The sequence below is a fragment of the Haladaptatus sp. R4 genome (assembly GCF_001625445.1).
Taxonomy (GTDB): Archaea; Halobacteriota; Halobacteria; order Halobacteriales; family Haladaptataceae; genus Haladaptatus.
The window spans coordinates 474,798-495,084 of sequence record NZ_LWHG01000021.1 but is presented as its reverse complement, the minus strand read 5'-3'; the positions used below and the strand labels follow the sequence as shown (position 1 = coordinate 495,084).

General features: G+C 60.8%; 25 protein-coding genes. 12 read left to right on the top strand and 13 right to left on the bottom strand.

Annotated elements, in window-relative coordinates; all coding sequences use genetic code 11:
- Positions 1 to 66 precede the first annotated feature (66 nt).
- The 3 genes from A4G99_RS12075 to A4G99_RS27220 are packed head-to-tail and all read left to right on the top strand — an operon-like array spanning position 67 to position 1,285.
- Positions 67 to 399: a hypothetical protein gene (locus A4G99_RS12075; RefSeq protein ID WP_066143838.1), complete on the top strand. Its 333-nt coding sequence runs from the start codon at positions 67 to 69 to the stop codon at positions 397 to 399.
- Positions 392 to 904, top strand: coding sequence for a transcriptional regulator (locus tag A4G99_RS12070; protein ID WP_066143836.1), 513 nt, complete (start codon positions 392 to 394; stop codon positions 902 to 904). Before A4G99_RS12075 ends, A4G99_RS12070 begins: the two co-directional genes overlap by 8 nt.
- A 33-nt stretch (positions 905 to 937) precedes the next feature.
- Positions 938 to 1,285: an NAD-binding protein gene (locus A4G99_RS27220; protein ID WP_223301847.1), complete on the top strand. Its 348-nt coding sequence runs from the start codon at positions 938 to 940 to the stop codon at positions 1,283 to 1,285.
- An 83-nt stretch (positions 1,286 to 1,368) separates the two neighbouring features.
- Here A4G99_RS27220 and A4G99_RS27215 read toward each other — a convergent pair whose 3' ends face one another.
- Entirely contained in the window at positions 1,369 to 1,596 is a 228-nt protein-coding gene (locus A4G99_RS27215; RefSeq protein WP_223301846.1) for a hypothetical protein, read from the bottom strand.
- 110 nt (positions 1,597 to 1,706) lie between these two features.
- On the opposite strand from A4G99_RS27215, the gene A4G99_RS27210 reads away from it, so the two are divergent.
- Complete coding sequence (locus tag A4G99_RS27210) at positions 1,707 to 2,132, top strand: NAD(P)/FAD-dependent oxidoreductase (RefSeq protein WP_223301845.1); 426 nt, start codon at positions 1,707 to 1,709, stop codon at positions 2,130 to 2,132.
- On the opposite strand, the gene A4G99_RS12060 is transcribed toward A4G99_RS27210, so the two are convergent.
- From A4G99_RS12060 to A4G99_RS12045, 4 genes are all read right to left on the bottom strand, one after another.
- Entirely contained in the window at positions 2,107 to 3,270 is a 1,164-nt protein-coding gene (locus A4G99_RS12060) for a VIT1/CCC1 family protein (protein ID WP_066143833.1), read from the bottom strand. The two genes, A4G99_RS27210 and A4G99_RS12060, sit on opposite strands and share 26 nt — an antisense overlap.
- Positions 3,271 to 3,345: 75 nt before the next feature.
- Positions 3,346 to 3,528, bottom strand: a complete 183-nt coding sequence (locus A4G99_RS12055) for a hypothetical protein (protein ID WP_066143830.1) — start codon at positions 3,526 to 3,528, stop codon at positions 3,346 to 3,348.
- Positions 3,529 to 3,595: 67 nt separating this feature from the next.
- Positions 3,596 to 4,165 carry a DoxX family protein gene (locus A4G99_RS12050; RefSeq protein WP_066143828.1) on the bottom strand — a complete coding sequence of 190 codons (570 nt, stop codon included), beginning with the start codon at positions 4,163 to 4,165 and terminating at the stop codon, positions 3,596 to 3,598.
- Between the two features lie 108 nt (positions 4,166 to 4,273).
- On the bottom strand, positions 4,274 to 5,092 hold the full coding sequence (locus tag A4G99_RS12045) for a molybdopterin-synthase adenylyltransferase MoeB (protein ID WP_066145186.1): 819 nt from the start codon (positions 5,090 to 5,092) through the stop codon (positions 4,274 to 4,276).
- A 168-nt stretch (positions 5,093 to 5,260) separates the two neighbouring features.
- Here A4G99_RS12045 and A4G99_RS12040 point away from each other — a divergent pair, with 168 nt between their 5' ends.
- Together A4G99_RS12040 and A4G99_RS12035 are read left to right on the top strand one after the other, a co-directional pair.
- Complete coding sequence (locus A4G99_RS12040; RefSeq protein ID WP_066143825.1) at positions 5,261 to 6,070, top strand: CPBP family intramembrane glutamic endopeptidase; 810 nt, start codon at positions 5,261 to 5,263, stop codon at positions 6,068 to 6,070.
- A gap of 151 nt (positions 6,071 to 6,221) precedes the next feature.
- Positions 6,222 to 7,238: an NADP-dependent oxidoreductase gene (locus tag A4G99_RS12035; RefSeq protein WP_066143822.1), complete on the top strand. Its 1,017-nt coding sequence runs from the start codon at positions 6,222 to 6,224 to the stop codon at positions 7,236 to 7,238.
- A gap of 40 nt (positions 7,239 to 7,278) precedes the next feature.
- Here the strand turns inward: A4G99_RS12035 and A4G99_RS12030 are convergent, their stop codons facing one another.
- Both A4G99_RS12030 and A4G99_RS12025 read right to left on the bottom strand, forming a co-directional pair.
- On the bottom strand, positions 7,279 to 8,310 hold the full coding sequence (locus A4G99_RS12030) for a hypothetical protein (RefSeq protein WP_066143820.1): 1,032 nt from the start codon (positions 8,308 to 8,310) through the stop codon (positions 7,279 to 7,281).
- 94 nt (positions 8,311 to 8,404) lie between these two features.
- A complete protein-coding gene (locus A4G99_RS12025) occupies positions 8,405 to 9,034 on the bottom strand; it encodes a helix-turn-helix domain-containing protein (RefSeq protein ID WP_190303749.1) in 630 nt (209 codons plus the stop codon).
- Between the two features lie 172 nt (positions 9,035 to 9,206).
- Here A4G99_RS12025 and A4G99_RS12020 point away from each other — a divergent pair, with 172 nt between their 5' ends.
- Positions 9,207 to 10,067, top strand: a complete 861-nt coding sequence (locus A4G99_RS12020; RefSeq protein ID WP_066143815.1) for a hypothetical protein — start codon at positions 9,207 to 9,209, stop codon at positions 10,065 to 10,067.
- The gene (locus tag A4G99_RS12015) at positions 10,067 to 10,963 is read left to right on the top strand and encodes an ABC transporter ATP-binding protein (RefSeq protein ID WP_066143812.1); all 897 of its coding nucleotides are present in this window, start codon (positions 10,067 to 10,069) and stop codon (positions 10,961 to 10,963) included. Before A4G99_RS12020 ends, A4G99_RS12015 begins: the two co-directional genes overlap by 1 nt.
- Before the next feature lie 34 nt (positions 10,964 to 10,997).
- Here A4G99_RS12015 and A4G99_RS12010 read toward each other — a convergent pair whose 3' ends face one another.
- The 4 genes from A4G99_RS12010 to A4G99_RS11995 form a co-directional block, all read right to left on the bottom strand.
- On the bottom strand, positions 10,998 to 12,212 hold the full coding sequence (locus A4G99_RS12010; protein ID WP_066143809.1) for a S9 family peptidase: 1,215 nt from the start codon (positions 12,210 to 12,212) through the stop codon (positions 10,998 to 11,000).
- A gap of 124 nt (positions 12,213 to 12,336) precedes the next feature.
- The gene (locus A4G99_RS12005; RefSeq protein ID WP_066143805.1) at positions 12,337 to 13,230 is read right to left on the bottom strand and encodes an SAM-dependent methyltransferase; all 894 of its coding nucleotides are present in this window, start codon (positions 13,228 to 13,230) and stop codon (positions 12,337 to 12,339) included.
- A 210-nt stretch (positions 13,231 to 13,440) separates the two neighbouring features.
- On the bottom strand, positions 13,441 to 14,079 hold the full coding sequence (locus tag A4G99_RS12000) for a TMEM175 family protein (protein ID WP_082837799.1): 639 nt from the start codon (positions 14,077 to 14,079) through the stop codon (positions 13,441 to 13,443).
- A gap of 146 nt (positions 14,080 to 14,225) precedes the next feature.
- The gene (locus A4G99_RS11995) at positions 14,226 to 14,816 is read right to left on the bottom strand and encodes a 50S ribosomal protein L15e (RefSeq protein ID WP_066143802.1); all 591 of its coding nucleotides are present in this window, start codon (positions 14,814 to 14,816) and stop codon (positions 14,226 to 14,228) included.
- A 209-nt stretch (positions 14,817 to 15,025) separates the two neighbouring features.
- Between A4G99_RS11995 and A4G99_RS11990 the strand changes: the two genes are divergently transcribed.
- Positions 15,026 to 15,727, top strand: a complete 702-nt coding sequence (locus tag A4G99_RS11990) for a hypothetical protein (protein ID WP_066143799.1) — start codon at positions 15,026 to 15,028, stop codon at positions 15,725 to 15,727.
- Positions 15,712 to 17,847, top strand: a complete 2,136-nt coding sequence (locus tag A4G99_RS11985; protein ID WP_223301844.1) for a CHAT domain-containing protein — start codon at positions 15,712 to 15,714, stop codon at positions 17,845 to 17,847. Before A4G99_RS11990 ends, A4G99_RS11985 begins: the two co-directional genes overlap by 16 nt.
- A 5-nt stretch (positions 17,848 to 17,852) precedes the next feature.
- On the opposite strand, the gene A4G99_RS28730 is transcribed toward A4G99_RS11985, so the two are convergent.
- Positions 17,853 to 17,987, bottom strand: a complete 135-nt coding sequence (locus A4G99_RS28730) for a hypothetical protein (protein WP_255359090.1) — start codon at positions 17,985 to 17,987, stop codon at positions 17,853 to 17,855.
- A 212-nt stretch (positions 17,988 to 18,199) separates the two neighbouring features.
- On the opposite strand from A4G99_RS28730, the gene A4G99_RS24395 reads away from it, so the two are divergent.
- Positions 18,200 to 18,352: a DUF1328 domain-containing protein gene (locus tag A4G99_RS24395; protein WP_082837798.1), complete on the top strand. Its 153-nt coding sequence runs from the start codon at positions 18,200 to 18,202 to the stop codon at positions 18,350 to 18,352.
- Here the strand turns inward: A4G99_RS24395 and A4G99_RS11980 are convergent.
- Complete coding sequence (locus A4G99_RS11980) at positions 18,335 to 19,252, bottom strand: serine/threonine-protein kinase RIO2 (RefSeq protein WP_066143794.1); 918 nt, start codon at positions 19,250 to 19,252, stop codon at positions 18,335 to 18,337. The two genes, A4G99_RS24395 and A4G99_RS11980, sit on opposite strands and share 18 nt — an antisense overlap.
- A 104-nt stretch (positions 19,253 to 19,356) precedes the next feature.
- On the opposite strand from A4G99_RS11980, the gene A4G99_RS11975 reads away from it, so the two are divergent.
- Positions 19,357 to 20,127 carry a methyltransferase domain-containing protein gene (locus A4G99_RS11975; protein ID WP_066143791.1) on the top strand — a complete coding sequence of 257 codons (771 nt, stop codon included), beginning with the start codon at positions 19,357 to 19,359 and terminating at the stop codon, positions 20,125 to 20,127.
- Positions 20,128 to 20,287: the final 160 nt, after the last annotated feature.

The following is a 20,287-nucleotide window of genomic DNA, read 5'->3' as shown; positions in this document are numbered from 1 at the left end:
GAAGCGGTTGCCCCTTCGTCCGTGAATCGAATCCCTCAGGTGTCTCGGGAACGAACTCGACGCCAGATGGTGCCGCTGTACCCGCTTCACGTCGTTACCCAAGGGGGGAGCGTCGCGCTCCACGTCGTGCTCGCAGTCGCGGGACTCGGGTCGGCGGCCATCTTTCTGCTGGCGCTCGCGGCATTTCGCCAACGACGTTCGCTTCCGTATCTGCTGATCGCGCTCGCGTTCGCGGCCCTCGCGGGCCGCGAACTCATCGGTGGGCTGACGATGGCGAACTACCTCACCGCGAACGCTCATCACCTGTTCGAACACGGATTGGACATCGTGATGATGCTCCTGCTCATCGGAGCGGTGTACTACGCCAGAACTGTGGAAAAAAGGAAATACGATGACTGAAACACGAACGCGGATACGCCGATGCGTCGAATCCCGTCCGGGAATTCACTTCAACGACCTCGTCCGGAAGGCCGACATCGCCCCCGGACAAGTCCAGTACCACCTTCGGGGATTGCTGACCGACGACAGACTCGTCAGCGAACAACTCTACGGGAAGACCCACTATTACGAACCGGAGTACGACGAGTGGGAGCGAGCGGCGCTCGCGCTGCTCCGCCGGGAAACGGCCCGTGACGTGCTCGTCTCGTTGCTGGAACGGGGTACTGCCCGCCCCGCGACGCTCGCCGACGACCTCGGAATCGCGCGCAGCACGCTCGAATGGCACGTCTCCCACCTCGAAGAACAGGACCTCGTCGAGAAGCGCCACGACGTGCGAAATCGCGTGACGCTCGCACCGACGCGGCCGGAGGAGACGGCCCGCCTGTTGACGGCCGTCACACCGTCGGTTCCCGAGCGGATGGTGGACCGATTCACCCGACTCGTGGACAGTTTGCTCGTCGAGTAGGTTTTTGCTCCCGGTCGTCGTATCCGCCACGGTATGCGATACCGGCGCGATATCGCCGTCGTCGGCGGTGCGGTCGGCGGCCTCGCGGCCGCCACCGCCTTCCGCCGACTCGGGCACGACGTGACCCTGTTCGAGCGCCAGCGCTACGACGAAAAGCGGGTCAACTGCGGCGAGGCGATGACCGCGGCGTCGAAAATCCCGCTGGAGAAGACGGCCGAAAACGGCTTTCTGAACCGCGTTCCCTCGTTCGAGATCTCGGTTCGTCGTGGAGCGGGAATCGTCGGCGGCGGTCGGTTTCCCGCCCGGGATGCCTACATCACGACCGAAATACGGTCGAGCGCAGGTGGGCGGAGTGGGTGGAAGACCACGGCGTCGAACTGAGAGCAAATCACGGCGTCAGCAAGGCGGAATTTCGTGAGTTGGCGGACGAGTACTACCTGGTGGTGGACGCCACGGGTCAGCCCTCACTCGCGAGCAAAGCCGACGGCACGACCGACGAGTATTCGGGACGGATGGTCGCGCTCAACGCCGACGTGACGGGCGATTTCTCGGCCGTGTATCCCCGTTCGCGCATCGTCTTCGAGGGCTACCTCGGCTACGGATGGCTGTTTCCGAAGACCGAGACGCGGGCCAACGTCGGCGTCGGGTGGCACGAACGCGACGTGCCGGACGACTACTTCGCGGCGCTTCACGACGCCTGTGACCGAAACGGCTGGCCGAAACCCACGCGAGACGAAACGAACGTCGCGATCATCCCGCGCGGCCGAGCCTCGACCCGGAACGGATTCGCCCCCGAGCGAACGTGGTCCGCGTCGGTGACGCCGCCGGAATCGCGAACCGCTTCACCGGAAAGGGAATCTCGCAGGCGATCCACTCGGCCACCCTGCTCGCGGAGTGTGTCGCGGCAGGGGAACTGGCCGAGTATCCCGACCGACTTCACCGCGGGATGCGGACCGAATACTTGCTCGCATCGCTCGCCACGACCGTGCTGGCGGAGGGACGATCCGACCTACTGGCCGACCTGCTCTCGGCCGCGTCGGGTATCGACATCGAGGACATCGACCGACACCCGTCGCGGGCGCTGGCCCGCTTGCTCTCGCATCCGTCGCTGGCGGCTCGGTTGCTGTCGATTCCCGCCGCACGGCGGTCGGTGTGGCGAGCGCTCCGCGACGAGTGGGAGTACGACGACGCGCTTCGTCAGATCACCCCGCAATCGTCACCCCGATGAGTCGCCCCACGCCGAAGGTCAGGAGGGCCGCCGCGAGTCCGATGAGCACCTGTCGCCCGCCCGAGTACCAGATACTTCGGCCGGTCAGGAGCGTGATTCCTGCCCCGATGGCGAACAGCGCAACCGCGCTGGCGAGCAGGCTGGCTCCGACTGCCGTGAGTCCGGTGAAGAGGGCGAACGGCGCGACCGGAACGATCGCACCGAGCGCGAACAGGACGAACGACGACCCCGCGGCCTCCCACGCGGACCCACCGAGTCCTTCGGGGTCGATGCCGAGTTCCTCCCGTGCCAGCGTGTCGAGCGCCGTCTCGCGGTCAGCGATGATCTGTGCGGCGAGTTCGTCCGCCTGTTCCTTCGACAACCCTTTCGCCCGATAGATCAGCGCGAGTTCGGCTTCCTCTTCCTCCGGTACTTCCGCGAGTTCGTCCGCCTCGACCGAAATCTGGCGCTGGTACAGTTCGCGCGAACTCGTCACGGAGAGCCACTCGCCCATCGCCATCGATCCGGCACCCGCCAGCAGCCCCGCGAGCCCCGTGATGAGAATCGAGTTCGCCGACAGCGCCGCTCCGGCGACGCCCATCACCAGACTCAGATTCGAGACGAGTCCGTCGTTCGCACCGAGCACGGCGGCGCGGAGGGCGTTCCCGCTGGTCGCCCGATGTCTGCCTTCGAGTCGCGCCAGCGTCCCGCCCTCCACGCCACCCGACGTATCCAGGTTCGCGAGGAGACGGGCGTGCGAGCGTTCGTCCTCCGCGAGCGATGGATCCGCGTCGGGTTGTAAGTGGTACTCCACGCCCCCGCCGATTTCGCTCCCGCGAACCGCCGGGAGGACGACGTTCGCGCCGAACCGCCGCGCCAACCACGAGAGGGTCCGTGCGCGACGACTCGGTGCGGGCAGACCGACGGGCTTGCCCGCCTCGTCTAACTTCGCCGCCCAGAAATCGGCGTGCTCCCCTTCGGTCTTCGCCAAATTCTCGTACAGTTCGGCGAGTTCGGGGTTCGATTCCCCCTCGGCCATCGCCCGGTACAGCGCCGCGCCGTCCACCTCGTCCTGCCAGTTGGCTCGCCAGCGTTCGACGTCGTCCAGGTCCACGTTGCTCGGGTCCGCGTCGTCCGAGTCTTCGTCCCCTGATTCCATAGTTGTTGTATCATCGCCATTCGGGAAAACAGTGCCGTGAAAATCGGGAAGTCGAGAACCAACAGGAGCGGGAAATCAGCCTTCGAGGACTTCCCGTTCCGAAAGCGTCGAAAGGGAGTTTCGAATATCGAGCAGGACGCTCAGAATACGAAGCAAGACTGCGGCGACGATTCCGAGGAGGAGGTTGCCGCTCACGACAACTGCCGCGAGAATTCCTACGAAGAGGACCACTTCGTACGGAGATAAGCTGTGTTCCATACGCCACCCTTGTGTCGCCTCGGTTGTATTTATTTCGTGTACGAAATCTGAGTCCCAGAAAAATAGCTCAGCCGAGGATGTACTGGAGGGCGGGGTACTTCTCGACCAGCGGTTCGCCGTCCACTTCGTAGCGTTCGATGCGCGCGTCCAGTCCGAGGATGTGGCCCGCCCCGAACGCCGCGACGGCGAGGAAGACGAGCATGTACGCGAAGTCGCCGTTGATGATTCCGTGTTCGACGGTCCAGTTGCCGAAGTAGAACATCAGCATCATGAACGCGCCGAAGAACGCCGCGAGGCGGACGAACGCGCCGACGATGAGGGCGAGACCGATGAACAGTTCACCCCACGGCACCGCGACGTTCACGAAGTCCACGAACCACGGCGTGGTGCCCATCCAGTGGAACACGCCGAGCATGGGGCTGGCCTTCGGAACCGCGTTCGTCAGGTACCCCGCCGCGCCGAACGACTCCGCCGCCGTGAGTTTCGCCCAGCCAGCGGCGAGGAACGCGGCCCCCATCATGAGACGGAGCGCCAACACGAACCAGGCACTCAGGCTGTGTGCCTGCCCGCGAACGGTCAGGCCGCCGATCTTGCTCTCGAACGTGTTTACTCCGGTGTTGAATTGCTTAGTTGCCATTGCAGTCACCTACGAATGTAGAGACGACCGCAGAGGAGATAAACTCATATTGCGGTTCTCATGGCATTAGAACGTGCTTGACGGTGTTTAGCACTCAAGGAGATGATGTCAGTTCGCCCGCACTGCACACGACGATTCGGTGTACTCGACCTCGTCGATGGAGTCGATGGGGTCGTCGCCGCAAACCGGACATTCGGGATTTCGTCGGAACTCGACCTCCTCGAAACTCATGTCCATCGCGTCGTAAAACAGCATCCGGCCGTCGAGGAGTTCGCCGGTACCCGTGATGGCTTTCACCGTCTCGGTCGCCTGAATACAGCCGACCGTTCCGGGGAGGACGCCGAGGACACCCGTCGTCGCACAGTCGGCGACCGCGTCTTCTGGGGGGGATTCCGGGAAGAGACAGCGATAACACGGCCCGTCTGTCGTGAACGTCGTCACCTGTCCCTCGAACTTGTAAATCGCGCCGTGGGAGAACGGGGTGTCCGTGAGGGTGCACACGTCGTTGACGAGGTAGCGCGTCCGAAAGTTGTCGCTGGCGTCCACGACGAAGTCGTACTCCGCGACGAGCGCGCGGGCGTTGTCGGGTTCGACGCGAACCTCGTGCGTTTCGACGGCGATGTCGGGGTTCAGACCGCGCACGAAGTCGGCCGCGCTCTCGACCTTCGGACGACCGACGTCGTCGTCCCCGTGAATCACCTGTCGCTGGAGGTTGCTCCGTTCCACGGCGTCGTCGTCCGCGATGCCGACGGTGCCGACACCGGCCGCCGCGAGGTATTCGATGGCCGGTGCGCCGAGACCGCCAGCGCCGATCACCAGAACCCGTGCGTCGAGGAGCGCCTGCTGTCCCTCCGACCCAACCTCGTCCATGATGATGTGCCGGGAGTAGCGGTCGAGTTGTGTCGCGTCAAGCGAGAGGCCGCTCATGGTTCGACGTAGTCGCATCGAGCTATAAATCCGTGGTTCGGCGAAATCACGAACCCGCGTCGGGTATTCCTTTTCGGGCACGAATGATCGATATTCGATATTTCAACCTACCGAGACCGTCCGTCGTCACTCGAATCCTTTTTCCCGCTCGGGTGCGCGGCGCCCGGTATGCAAACCCCCACAGCGAAACGGGCGCGGCAGAGTTCGTTCGTCAAAGGGGTCGTGGCGATGTTCGTACTCGGACTGCCCGGCGTCGTCGTCGTCGGCGTATCGCTGCTCGGGACGCTGCGTTCCCTCCCACAGTTCGCGGGAGCATCGACCCCCGCCCTGTTCCTCCTCATCGTCACCCAGCCCCTCCTGCTGCTCGCGCTCGCCTGCCTCGTCGGGACGGCTCTCGCACCGCGCACGAGGCTCAACTCGCACGTTCTCTATCGAATCGTCGGGAGAACTCAACCGCCGGTTCTGTTCGGCGAGGAACTCCCCGCCGCCGTCGGCGTCGGCGTCGGTGTCGCCGTCGTCGCCATCGCCCTCGACGGGCTATTCGCGGTCCTCGTACCCGGTCTCTCGCCCCTCGTCGTGAGACCGATGAGTGACCCGACCGTCTTCTCGGTCCTGGAAACCGTTTCCAATCGGTTCCTCTACGGCGGGATCACGGAGGAACTGTTCCTCCGGTACGGGTTCATGACGCTCGTCGTGTGGGGATGCTGGAAGCTCGCGGGCGGAAAACGGCCATCGTCCCGCGTCATGTGGACGGCAATCGGCATTACGGCGCTGGTGTTCGGTCTGGGCCATCTCCTCGCAATGGTCGCGTTCTCGTCGGTGGCCCCTGCCCTTCTCGTACAGATCGTTCTCGTCAATGCGGTCATCGGCGTCGGCTTGGGGTGGCTCTACTGGGGCGAGAGCCTCGAATCGGCGATGGTCGGCCACGTCTCGTTCGGCGTCGTCGTTCTTTTCGTCTCGCTCCTCCTCTCCCTGTAAAACCGTCGTTTCACACCGCTGTACGTTCGACCATCCGTGTTCAGCTACCCGTATGAAACACCGAGCCATACTTGATTTGAGCAATACCCGCATACCGGCAAGGGCGGCTTCCGCCACAGGTCCCTTATCCGTGTATCTTGTATTCTCCTGCATGGCGACGAATCGAAAATTCTTGCTGTCGCAGCGACCGACGGGAACGCCCGACGACGACACGTTCGAACTGGTCGAAGAGGACGTACCGGAACCCGGACCCGGCGAGGCGCTCGTCCGGACGCTGTATCTCTCCGTGGACCCTTACATGCGCGGACGGATGGACGCCGGGGAATCCTACGCCGAACCGTGGGATGTCGGCGAACCCTTAGAGGGCGGCGTCGTCGGCGAAGTCGTCGAATCCAACGGCACGGAGTTCGAGGAGGGTGACATCGTCACCGGAAACCTCGAATGGGCCGACTACGTCACCGCCCTCGGACCCGAACTCCAGCAGGTCAACCCCGATCTCGCACCCATCTCCACGTCGCTCGGCGTTCTCGGCATGCCCGGTCTGACGGGCTACTTCGGGACCCGCGAAGTGCTCCAACCCAGAGCGGGCGATACGGTCGTCGTGACCGGTGCGGCCGGAGCGGTCGGTTCCGTCGTCGGCCAAATCTCCAAACTCACCGGCGCGAAGGTCGTCGGTTTCGCCGGATCCGACGAGAAGGTCTCCTTCCTCGAAGACGACCTCGGCTTCGACGTGGGAATCAACTACAAGGACGTGGACGACTACGGCGAAGCGCTGGACGAGGCCGCACCCGAAGGCGTGGACCGCTACTTCGACAACGTCGGCGGCGAGATCACGGATTCCGTCTTCGCCCGACTCAACGTCGATGCGAGGGTCGCCGTCTGCGGCCAAATCGCGCTGTACAACGCCACCTCCATGCCCACCGGCCCGCGCAAACTGGGCAAACTCATCGAGACGCGTGCGACCGTCGAGGGCCTCCTCGTCGGCGACTTCGCGCCGCGCTTCGCGGAGGGCGCGAAACAACTCGGGCAGTGGATCTCCGAGGGGAAGATCGAGTACCGCGAGACGGTCACCGAGGGCTTGGAGAACGCCCCCAACGCCTTCCTCGGCCTCTTCGAGGGCGAGAACATCGGCAAGCAGTTGGTGAAGGTCGGCGAGCGAGAGGAATAAGGCACGGTCACGCCGTTTTCAACGGTCTGTTTTCGACGATCTATTTTCCCCGGTCCCACAGCGACCGCCCGGGCGTGTGCTGTGTCCACGTTTCGTCGTGGAACAGTCCCGGTTTGCGCCAGTTGAAACGGACGTTCTGGTGGACGTCGAAGGGGTACGAGAACGAATCGAGGTGGATCCGTGACCGGGTGGCGACGGTGAACGACTTCAGGGCGTCGTCGGTCCTCGGCTCGAAGCTGTGCGTTACCGACCCCCTTTTCGGTCGCTCAGTCTCGCTGATGGTGAGCGAATCGGTTTCCCCTGTGTCCGGTACCGTCGATTCGAGTTCCTCGCCGAATTCGGACACGACTTTGACTCGGTCGGCGTGGTAGCCCGCTTCGATGTCGTGTCCGGCGACTTCCCTCCCCGACTCGATGGTCGCCACGGTGTCCACGACGGCGTGCGTTGGCGAGCCATCGGGAACGGCGGTAGCACGCTTCCACCGGTCGAACGCGCCGACCTGAGTTCGTCCTCTGATCCGTGTCCTTCCCAACTCGGTTGCCGAACCGGCGCGTGAAATGCCGTTTACCGAAACGTCGGAATCGGGGGGATGGCCGGTCAGTATCTCGTTGATCGCCCACGGTACATCGTCGGGGAGTTCGATGTTCATGAACCGTTGGGTGTCGAGTCTCCCGTCCGCGGGAACGATGGCCGAGACGAGTTCGCCACTTCCCCACCCGTCACCGGGGAGTCCGTACCGCTTTCCCGTCGCTGCGCAGGTCCGCTGTGACTGCAACGGAGCGCCGTCTCCGACGAAGACGACTGGCGTCCCGATCGCCAGTGCTTGTGCAGCATCGTCTTCGCTCGCTTCTTTCGCCGGAAAGAGGACAATATCGGCGTCGGCCGGGTCGTCCTGCTCGTCCACTCCGTTGACATCCGGCAGTTCGACGCCGTCGGCGAGCGAAACGACGTGTCCGGAGAGATAGTCGGGTGGCGCGTCGGAGTCGGAACCGCTTCCTCGAAGCGCGCTACAGCCAGCGAGCGCGCTCACACCGACTGTCGCGAGGAACGTCCGACGAGAGGACGGATTCATTCGGTACTCTGTTTTTCTGATCGTTGGGTAAAACTATCTGTTTGATTGACTCATCGAATTTGCCCGACTTCGTCGATGCTATGCAAGTGGTCGTTCACGACGAATCGCGGACGAACGACGTGATGATTCGCCCCTCGGCGCGGTTCAACACGTCCCCTGCGGTCGAGCGATGCACGTCGAGCACATCCGCGAGATCCTCCAGCGTGCAGCTCCGTGGCGTCTCGTAGTAACCGTGTTCGACCGCCGTCTCGACCACGGTTTGCTGGCGCTCTGTCAGGATGGCCCCTGTCTCGTCGGACTGGGTGAGCGAGGCGACTTCGTACCGAACGTCCGCCTCCCGAAGCGCCGAGACGAACTCCTGTATGCGCTCCATCGAGGTGGTCATCTCCCCGTGTATCCAGCCGTTGCGGACGGTTAGCGCCGCGTGGGGGACGCTTCCGGACGAGATTCCTGCACGGTGGGGGGCTGGCAATGGGATTCTGATCCTGACGAAGACCGCCGTTTCGGCGTCGTGGATTATCTCGTACTCGATGACGTCGTCGTCGCCTTCGAAGTACGTGGTTACGTCCTCCCCTGGCAGGTCCGGCGCTTCGAGGAGGACGAAAACGGTCCCGTCATCGACCGGATGATTGCCCAGCATCCGAAACGTCGTGTTCGGATGGTCCCGCGACAGGCAGGCGACGGCTCCGATTTGAGGCTCCACTTTCGTGTGCACGGTCGGCATACCCGACCTCGGCATGGGACACGCATACCACTTATGAAGGTGGGGAGATATCGGAAAAAGGTATTTGCTCGTTCTCTTAGTAGCTACCCACGATGAACTCGGATTTGATTTCTCGATTCGATATCCTCCCTGCTAGTCGTTCGTTCCCGGTACGGTCAGGAGCGTGTCGCTGATGGCGTCGGTGAATTCCAGTTCCCCTGCCGTGCCACCATCGGGTGGACCGACCGCCGTTCCGTGGGGGAAGCAGACGCTCACGTTCGCCAAACTCACGATACGGGGGCAACTACAGAACCGACGGACGTTACTGTTCGCGCTCGCCTTTCCGGTGATCCTCTATCTGCTCGAATCGCGGATGTTCCTTACCGACACCGGTCCCGGATCGGTCGCCGTCGGAAAAGCCGTCATGGCCGTCGCGTTCGGGATATTCGCCGCGTTCTCAGTCGCGCTGATCGGTTTCGCACGACAGCTGAGCGAAGATATTTCGACCAAACGGTATCGCAAGCTCCGCTCGCTCCCGATTTCGCCCTCCGCGGACTTTGTCGGGCGATTTCTGGGATGTTACGTGGCTGCTGTCTTCACCGACGCGGTCGTCCTCGTCATCGCCGCACTCGACGGCGGTCGGTTCGACGCGTTCGGTCCCGTTTCGGTGCTCGTCGTCCTCGCTACGTTGTTCTCGTTCTGCTTGGTGGCAATGGCGGCCGCGACGGTCATCGCCATCCTCCTCACGGGCGATAGCGTCCCCCAGATTTCGAGTTTCCTGATGCTGATCGTGTTCTTCGTTACCGGATTCAACGGAATGAGCGTCTCGTTGCTCCCGCCGAACCTACAGGGTATCGTCAACTACGTCCCGAACTCACTCGCCGCACGCTTCCAGATGACGTACCTCGTTGGTGACGCGGCGAAGTTGTCCTCGACGCCGCTTCCAAAGGGTATCGAATACGTGGGACTGCTCGTCCTGTACACCGTTATCGGCGCGGCGGTTGCCACGGTGCTCGTTCGTCGTTTCATCTACGCCGGGGAGGTCGGTGAGTGATGACCGAAGCCGCCATTTCGGTTCGGGACCTGAAGAAGTCGTTCGACGGGGCAACCGTGCTCGACGGTATCGACCTCGATATTCCCGCCGGTGAGGTGACGCTCCTGATGGGCGAAAACGGGTCCGGAAAAACCATCCTGCTCTCGTGTCTCGCCGACGGTCTCCACCCGACGAGTGGGTCGATTTCAGTGTTCGGATCGTCCGCGGACGACGCCCGCTCGAACATGAACTTCATGCTTCAGGGTGGACTCCTGTTTTCGGAGCTCTCGGGGCGAGCGAACGGTGAGTTCTACGCGGACCTTCACCCGCACGGCACCGACGACTGGGAGAAAATCGCCGAGCGATTCGACATCGCGGACAGTCTCGATGACCCGGTCAACGACTACTCGGGCGGGATGGTTCGCAAACTCGAACTCGCCATCACGTTTGGTGTGGACGTTCCACTGTACCTCCTCGACGAACCGACGGCGGAACTCGACCTCTCAGCCATCGACCTCGTTCACGCACTCATCGAGGAACGGCGGCGCGACGGGCACACGATTGTTCTGTCGAGTCACACGCCGGCCGACATCCAAATCGCCGACCGAATCGCGTTCGTCCGGGATGGTAAAATAGCGGCGACTGGTTCCCCCGAAGACCTCCTGGAAACGGTGCCACGCGTCGCTCTCGCGCGAACGCGCACGGTGGCCGAAGCACTCCGCGAATACGTCGTCGAAGACCGGCTGTTCCAGAGCCACGAGGGGCGACGCGGCTTCATCGACGCCGAGACGGACGAAGCGACGCTGCCTGACGACGTTTCCATCGCCGAACCGTCGTGGACGGACCTGTTCAACTACTACGCACACATCGACGAATCGGCGGTTAAACATGCCAAAGCAGTCCCCCAACGCCGGTAGAAAATTTCCTCCTTCCCGATCTCACCGTTCGCAATCATCCTTTGTGTCCCACGACGCTGTCGAGCCAGTCGAACGTGCGTTGGTGATAGAGTTTGCGCCCGTGCATTTCGCAGTGGTCGCCAGCACCTTCGGCGGCCGTGAACCGTTGCAGTTCCTTCGGGCAGTCGAGGGCGTCGTACAACTCCCCGGCAGCGGCTGACAGCCGGTCGTTTTCAGCTTGGGTAACGAGCGTCGGACACCGGACTTGGCCAGCACGGTCTTCGAGCGTGTACTCCGCCGTCGCCCGAAGGTAGTCCATAACGGAATCGACACCGTGCACCCACAGACCGCGCTGCTCGATGGTCCACGTGAGTTCCGGTGACGCCTCGATGGCGTCGAACATCGGCTCCAATTCGTCCAAATCGACGTCGGGCAATCGGTCGGCCACGTCCTGCGGGACCCCGACGCCGACGGCCATCCCCTTCATCATTTCGAGCAGGTCCCATAGTCCCGGGTCGGCGATACACGCCGCCAGTCGATGCTCGCTCGCGGCCGCTCGCGGGGCGAGATACCCGCCGAAACTCCACCCGGTGAGTGCGATTCGCTCCGAATCGACCTCCGGACGGGAAACCGCGTAATCGACGACCGGCGTGACAACCTGTTCCCAATCCGGACGCATGGTGATTCCCTCCTCGATGAGCGGTCCTCCCTGTCCGGGCCCATCGAAGGTGAGACAGTTGTACCCGCGGCGGACGGCCGCGACGGCGTGGGCGAAGTGCATCTCCTGAATCGTCGAATCGTATCCGTTGGTGGCGATGACGGTCGGCCGAGGCGTGTCGGAGCCATCGACGCGGTAGAAGTAACCGGGAAGCGTCGTCCCCTCGTACGGGATTTCGACCGGTTCGACCGGCGGGTCGAACAGCGCGGCGGCGCTTCGAAACGCGTCCGTTTCCTTCTCGAACGCTTCGACGAGACGCTCGTCGGTGGGTGCGCCGTAGCGGAACGGATAGGCCGTTCGATAGTAGTTCGAAGCTCGGAGATACGCCTCCCGCGCGCTGACCGCGTGGCCACCGTCCTCACTTTCTCGGGCGATAGCGGCGACGCGGTCGGCGGTTTCGGTCCATTCGTCGTACCAACTCGTCCGGTCCCCGTCGGTGATTCGTTCGGCGGTCGTCAGACACTCGCCGAAATCAGCGCCGCCGTACACGGCGTGCAACAGCGCTCGTTCGGTCCATTCCTCGAACATGGAGTCGTCGAACTCGATCTTCATAGCTCCCCCCGAACCACTCGGTATAACAGGACGTGCGGGCGCATAACGTTGCGGGAGATACTGGGCGCGACGGGCGATACTGGGCGAGTGGATGGCCCGTAACGACCGAATAGCCCCTCTCGATTCACTCCTCGCGCGTCGCTTCGAAACAGTACTCGATGGGGTACACCGACAGGTTCGGCCGGTCGGGGAGGTACTGTGCTCGGAGGTGGCGCATCTGACTGAGCGCGGTGAGTTCGAAGCCGTGCTCGTCGAGTTCGTCCGAAAGCTTTCCCGACTCGACCACCCAGTGCCACGGTTCGCCGAGTCGGTCGAGGAACGTCGGGCTCCGGCTGGAGTTCGCGCTCCCCATCCAGTCGGGTCCGTCGGCCATCGCGTTCGGGTTGATCGCCGTCCCGACCAAGTGACTTCCCCCGCCGGTGTGCTCACGGACGGCATCGAACACCTCCCTCACTTCCGCTTCGGAGAGGTACATCAACAACCCTTCCGCGACGACCACCGTGGGCTCGTCCGGATCGTACTCCGTGTCGGCGTCGAGGGAACTCATCGGCGCTCGTTCGGTGAAATCCTCCGAGCAAAGGGTGAAGTTCGACCCCTGTTCGACGACGCGCCGCTTTACTCCCTGCGTCGCCGGGTGGTCTACCTCCCAAAATCGGACGTCCGGGTACTTCCGTCGAAGACGCGGGGCGAGCGTATCGAGCCCGGCACCGAGGACGACAATCTGAGAACAGTCGGAGAGGTTCGCCCGAACCGCGTCTTGGATCCACCGCTTTCGAAGGACCGTCTGGGCGATTACTCCCGGTGGAATCCGGGCGGCGAGTCGTCTGAGGACGAACTTCGGCAGTCGATGCAACAGCCGAGCAGCGGTCCCCGTCCACGTATCGAGGCTGCGGAAATAGCGGGACGTTTCCCTCCCGGCATCCGGCGGCAGCACTCCCTCCAACATCGGATGCACGCTGGAAAAGGCGACGTTGGCGGCGACGTACTGGGCCGTCTTGCTCGGTTGACCGTCCTTCATTTCCCGTTACAACCGAGCCGTGCACTATGAATGGTACAGATACCGGTCCAGTTGCGGGTGGACTGCGAACGAAAGCCGTTCGATCAGTCCGAACGCCGCCTACGAGTACGTTCGTGGTGATTTAATATCGCGATATCTGATTTATTCTCCCTCCCGTCGTCATCAGTGAATGCCGACTCGACCTCCGTGAGGCGCTCGAAATCCGCGTTTCTACCCGATCAATCGCTCCCGAATCGAGTCGGCGAAAAAGAGGAGGAACCACGAGTACATCGCCCACTGTGCGTTTACGAGCGCTATCAGCATCGACCCGGCGAAGACGGAGGCGGGGGTGAGGATGTCGTACGTCACCTCGCGCACCTTGTCGCTGTCGATAGTCGCGTCGAGCAGGTCCGACGTCCACGCGTATCGCCAGAGGACGGTGAGGGCGATGCTCGTCAGCGTGATGGTTCCGGCGTAAACGATGACGGGAATTCCTCCCGGAAAATCGCCGATCAACGAGGTGGAGAAGGGGATGAACGCGATGAACATGAGATAGATGATGTTCAACCAGAGGAGTTTCCTGTCGTAGCTTTCGACGTCCTCGAAGATGTCGTGATGAACGATCCAGTAGTTCCCGATGACGAGGAAGCTGATGACGTAGCTCAGGATGTCCGGCCACTCGTTCGACAGTTGACTCACCGCTACTGCTGTCGCCTCGGTCGATTTCGGTACCTCGATGTTCAGTATCAACAGCGTGATGGCGATGGCGAAGACGCCGTCGCTGAATCCCATGAGCCGAGCCATCCCTTCCGTCCGCGTTCGCAACTCGGTCTCCTCTTCCAAATCCGATTCTCCCTCCGAATCCCCCATTGCGTACGACGGACGACTGCCGACATGATAGTCCTTGAGATGGTTTCGGCGGTAAGCCGTCCCTAAGGCCGTCCATCGCGGAACCGGATGGCAGTCGCTCTTCGGCCGGTGAAAAATCGAAAAGGTGTGTGGAAACGTCGAACGCGTTACTTGCCGCGGCCTTTGCCGCTGTTGTTGCTCGGCCGGGTGTGTTCGGTACCCTTACCGCGCTGTTGGAGACCGCGGTTGCGCTGTCCTGCACTCGTGAGACCCCGGTGGGCACGGCCACGGTGGGAGTCGTCACAGATCCAGTTCAGGTCCTTGTCGTTCTGGATGGCGGGGTGCTCGGGATCCACGAGGATCACTTCGTGCCACTTCTGGCTTCCGTCCTCGCCGACCCAGTAGGAGTTGAGGACGCGGAGGTTCGGGTACTTCTTGCTGACCCGCTCCTCGGCGATGCGCTGGATGTTCTTGCGCCGACCGAGGCGGTTGACACCCTGGCGCTTGGAACGTCGTCCGGCCTTGTGGCGCTGTTTGCGCGCGCCACCCTTGCGGACACTTGCGCGTGCGACGACGATGCCTTGCTTGGCCTTGTAGCCGAGCGAGCGGGCGCGGTCGAGGCGGGTCGGGCGGTCGACTCGCTCGATGGCACCCTGTTTGCGCCAGTCCTGTTTTCGTTGCCACTGGAGTTCGGCGAGTTTGCCGTCGTCCGGGTCCTTCCACGCGTCTCGAATGTGGGAGTAGAAACTTTTTGCCATGGTCTATCACCACGGGCGTTGAGTGGTTCAGCGTGGCGACGATTCGACATCGAACCGGCCACGCCACATTCCGTCCTGCGGTCGCAGGTGCCCACTGGTGCCCGTCTTCCAGCGAGTTATCGATTGTTCCCGGTTGGCGGGTTTAAGGGCTTCGTCTCGTCGGTCGCAACCAGAGCAGTTTTATCAAATTACGTGGAAGACTATGTAAGATGAAAGGAGATCTGCCGTTATTCCGGGACAAGGAGGACGTGTATGCGTTTCGGGAACACCTCGAAGCGCTTCGGCAGAGCGGCAGTAACCTCCTCGTCACGGGTGAAGTATCTCAATGCGTGACCAACCGAGCGTCACGAACCCTCTTCGGCGACGATATGAACGACCGGAAGCGAGTCCTCGCGCTCACCGACGCGGGCATCGCGACCGCGGACGAGCATTTCCCGAAGACCGTCTCGTACGACGATCCCTCGGTGTGGCTCATCGACCGCGGCAACCGACGCCGCGCCATGCCAGAGGCCGCGTCGAGTTTCGGTGACGAACTCCCGCCGCTCGACGGCCACAACGGACTGCACGAACTCCGCGAGGAGATCGTGACCGCAATTGGGTTCTACGACGACAACGCCGGTGGTGTCTCCCCGGCGGAATTGCGGCTCTGTGTCGATTCGCTGAACTACCTCGTGGACGAGCATCGTCTCCCGGCAGTCAAGCGATTCCTGCGCTCCATCGGAGCCATCACCAAGGGCGTTCGCGGGATGGCCCACTACCACTTCCCCATGCCGGACGACGCCGACCTCGTCGCGAAGCTATCGCCGCTGTTCGACGCCCGAATCGAACTCCGCCAGAAGAACGGCGACGACCCTGACCACCGCTGGCACGTCCCGGAACTCGGCACGACGACCGCGTGGGTAGACCTCTGAGCGATATTCACTCAACAACCGTGGAACCACAGTTCACCCCATTGCTGGGAGACCCCGGCATCGAGATTTACGACCCAATCGAGAAAGTTCGGTTCGAACTACAGACGCCGCGCCCGGTCGAACCGACGCCAGCGGACGCCGACTCGTTTTACTATCCTATCGACTCGGCGGTGACCATCGAGACGGATGAAATCGTCTCGCCGGTGCTGGCGAGCGTTACTGTGTATTCTGGGGATGGTGAGTTCGTACGGAACTTCACACCGAACACTGATACTGAAACTCGCTATGATAAGGGGCGATGGTATCTACAAATAAATGGTGTCTCAATTGTCGTCTATCTCTCTGTTTCCTCTCCGGTCACCATTCGGACAGAACAGAAGTCAATCAGCTTCTCGTTCGCTGAAACATCTCATGTCCGGATTGGTGCACGATCATACCACGAATCACCGCAGGGGACGATTACCGTAAGCGGATCTGTTCAGGACACGATGCGTGCGCTCTCGACATTCGGATCCGCACTCAAAATGATGACACCCGACCGTGCCCATCCCACACTTCGAGGACATCCTCCTCTTATAGAACTCGGCGACGAATTTCACGTTCCGGATTCCATTTCGCGGCCAGATACGGACGTACGCCTTGAACTCCCATTGACGCACAGGAAGGTGTTTCCGGCGGCATCACTTGCGTACTATCTCGGCGCAGAAGTCGTTCCGACGAGTGGCACACCAAAGTTAGTTGCCGGTAATTTCGAGTATTCGTTGCTCTCCGATTGTACGTATGAGGAGACGATTCATCGCATTCTCAAGCAAATATTGTTCCTTGATTGTATTATTAATACTGATGGGATTATTCAATCGACCCTTCACGAACGGAATCAGGTAGAATCGCTACTAGATTTCGAATTTGCTGAAGTATATGAAAGCTCGCACACCGAACAGTTGGAAACGTACCTCTCGGTACCATACGATACCATCTCTGAGTACGTTCCAACGTGGCCGCTTACGACTGATTTGACGCCATTTAGCGAACATGCAGCGGTACTCCCGTTTCTTGCGTACGACCTCTCTTTGATTCGGAGCGCACCGGTCCGGTCCGTGGAACAGACGGTTTCGCAACCACAGATGCTCGACGACTTCTATCGAACAGGATTCTCACAACAAGAGCGAACTGCCGACACCGATATTTTTCGAGGGACGGGTAGTCAAGACAACACCGAGAAAATTGTCCATACCGATCCTGTAGAAACAACCGAGCATGCATGGATAGGTGACGGATTCCCATTGGGTGCCAATAAACTGACTGTTGACGCGCTGAAGCGGCGGTTTGAATATGCAGCACCAAATAAATCCAACATAAATATTCGTGTAGTATGCAACGAGAATAATATGTCCGGTGAAATAGTCGAGAAGATGTACGAGTTCCATGATCTAATTGACTGTGAAGTAAAAATATACCATAACCGAACTGTGTCTGAGATTCGTGATATTCTCGAAACGCCCGCGGATTTATTTCACTACATAGGTCATGTTGATAAGGATGGATTCCTCTGTGAAGATGGTAGTCTTGATGCATCGACACTCGATAACGTTGCAATAAAAGCTTTCTTTCTGAATGCTTGTTCCTCATACGAACAGGGAATGTCACTAATTGAGAAGGGGAGTATCGGTGGTGTAGTAACGTTGGCTGATGTTCCAAATACAACTGCTACCCGAGTCGGTCAAACATTTGCTGGACTGCTAAATGCCGGATTTTCTCTTCGAACTGCGTTATCAATTGCTCGTCGAGAAACTGTCTCTGGTTATCGGTATATTACATTAGGCAATGGGAGTAGTTCGTTAGTACAACCCGACGGGGGCGTTTCTTTATTATCATCCATCAAGACGACGGGCGAGAATTCATATAATGTAGAAATTATGACGTATCCTAATACCCTGTGTCGGCTTGGATCAACGTATGCGGTTAACGTCCTTGGAACCAGTTCTCGCACTCTCGTTTCAAATGGTGCCTCTTTCGAAAATATATCGCTTGAGAAACTAAAGAGCTACCTGAATATCGAATCAGAACCGATTATAATCGACGGTCAGATTCTCTGGCAAACTACGGAATATTTTGAATAGGTATTCTATGGTCCCTGAGATGCTCCGCCACCGCCTGCCAACACGGGCGCGGTCTGCATCATCAACAACGTCATCATGAACAAAACGCCGATCATTCGTGGGTGCTGTTCGAGGTATTTGGCGACTTCCTGTCGTGCCATATACACACAATATTTCCCACATATTATCAATTTATTCAATCTATTTTAACAAGAAAATAATTATTGGAAACCTCATCTCCTGTGATAAAATCCGGTTTCGGCCACAAATAACATCCCTACCTTGCTAATTCAGCCCAACATACCATATAATTAGCTGTCCAATGGATACCCATGTATCTTGCACACAGATACGTCAGCGGGGTGAGCCACTGATGGCGCTTCTGGCACTCGCGGTTGCGTTCGTCATTCTCGCCATCATCGCTGCCGTGCTCGGCGCGGGTGGTATCGCCGGTATGTCTATGAACATCGCCAAGTGGCTGGTAATCGTGTTCCTCGTACTGGCGGTGCTATCGTACGTCTTCTGAGTACGCGCGAACCGATTCGAACTCGTTTTTTTCGATGGCGTCCGCGACCGCCGATACGTCCACGTCGCTGACTAGCCGCGGGTACTTCCGCTCGAAGAACCCGACCACGTTCCGAACGTCGCGTTCGAGGAACTCCGCCGCGTTCTGGTGGTCGGTCGGGATGCCCTGAGGCCAGTCGAAGATGGTGATGCCCTCGCTGTTGACGAACACGTTGTACTCGCTCATGTCCGCGTGCACGTAGCCCGCTTGGTAGGCGTCGCTCACCTCGCGGAGCACGAGGTCCAGCACGGGGACGACCTGCGCGTCCTCGAACTTCGAGCGCGCGAGTTCGACGCCGTCTATCTTCTCCATGATGATCGCGTGGCGGTTGTGGTCGATGGGGCGCGGCACGCTCACGTCGGGGTACAGCGCTTCCAGGATGTCGTACTCCCGTTCGGCGGCCTTCCGGGCCGTGTAGAGCCACGAGACGTGCTCGTTGTCGGAGGTGTAATCGCGCTCCTTCATCACTTCGCGGAAGTTCGTGTACCCCTCGCGGTGGTACTTCAACGCGAGCGGCCGGAACGACTGTACCTCGTACACGTCGCTCTCCTTCCCGACGCCGAGCGGCGAGCCGACGCCCTGAATCGTCTCGCGTTCCGAAAACGTCCGGAGCGCGAGCGCGTCGTACCCCTCGAACGTCAGGGTGTAGCCCTCGTACTGAATGGTCTTGCGCTGGAGCAGTTCGCGGTCGAGACAGCGGTCGATTCGATACTCGACCTCCTCGGCAGTCAGCCGTGAAAAGTTTGGAATCTTCTCCTTTTGCACCCATTCGCTGAAGCGCATCCCCTGCTCGACGCCGGAGAGGAGATAGAAATCCTCCGGCTCCAACTCCGCCATCTCGGGTGCGACGTTCCGAACCATCGCGTTCGCCTACTCGTCCGGCGCGTAAGGGCGTTGCGCCACGGCTCGACGGGAACGGTCGATCGAAAACAACCTGTAAGTCGCCCGTACCGTTACTGACCATCATGGACGTGTACGATTCGGAGGCCGCCCGTCGTGAGGAGGCGGCCTATCGGACGCCCGGAGCCGTCGAACGTCGTCGTCGCGTGCGCGAGGTGCTCTCACCCGATACCGGCGACGTCGTTCTCTCGCTCGGGCCGGGTCCGGGGTTCGAACCCGCGGAGTTGGCGAACGACTACGATATCGAGTCCGTCATCGGCGTCGAACGGAGCCAAGCCATGCTCGCACTGGCGGCCGAGCGATGTGGGGCGGACGGCGACGTGAAACTACTGGAGGGTGAGGCGACGGAGCTTCCACTCGCCGACGAATCGGTCGATGTCGCGCTCTCCGTGCAGGTGTACGGCTACGTCGATGCCCTCGAAACGGCCCTCACGGAACTCGCTCGGGTCCTCCGTCCCGGTGGGTCGGCGGTCGTGTACGTGACTGACTGGGAGACCCTCGTCTGGCGCGTCGGCGACCCCGAACTCGCGGCGAAGGTGTCCCGAACCTGGAAGAGCCACTGCGTTCGACCGCGTCTCGGATCGGAGATGGCGACACCGCTTCGTGAAGCCGGTTTCCGCATCGAAACCGTCGAACCGTACACCATCTGCAACACGACGTTGGACGGAACGTTCGCCGGGCGATTAGTTCCGGAAGTACGCGATCACACCGCCGAACTGCTATCCCGAGACGCGGCCGACGCGTGGGAATGCTCCGTTCGAGCCCGGGAGCGCGCCGGACGGACGTTCTTCAGCCTCTCCGGGTCGTTGTATCACGTCTCGAAGAATGTCGAATGATTGATTGGACAGTCGCTGGTTCGGATGGTTCGACGCCCCGTTTTTCTCGGGATGTTCGAGAACGGAACCGTGACTATCCCATGCATCCTATCGGAATAGACGACTACGTATGATTATGTATTCTCCACATAGAGCTATTACAACGCCTTAAGTACGGTTG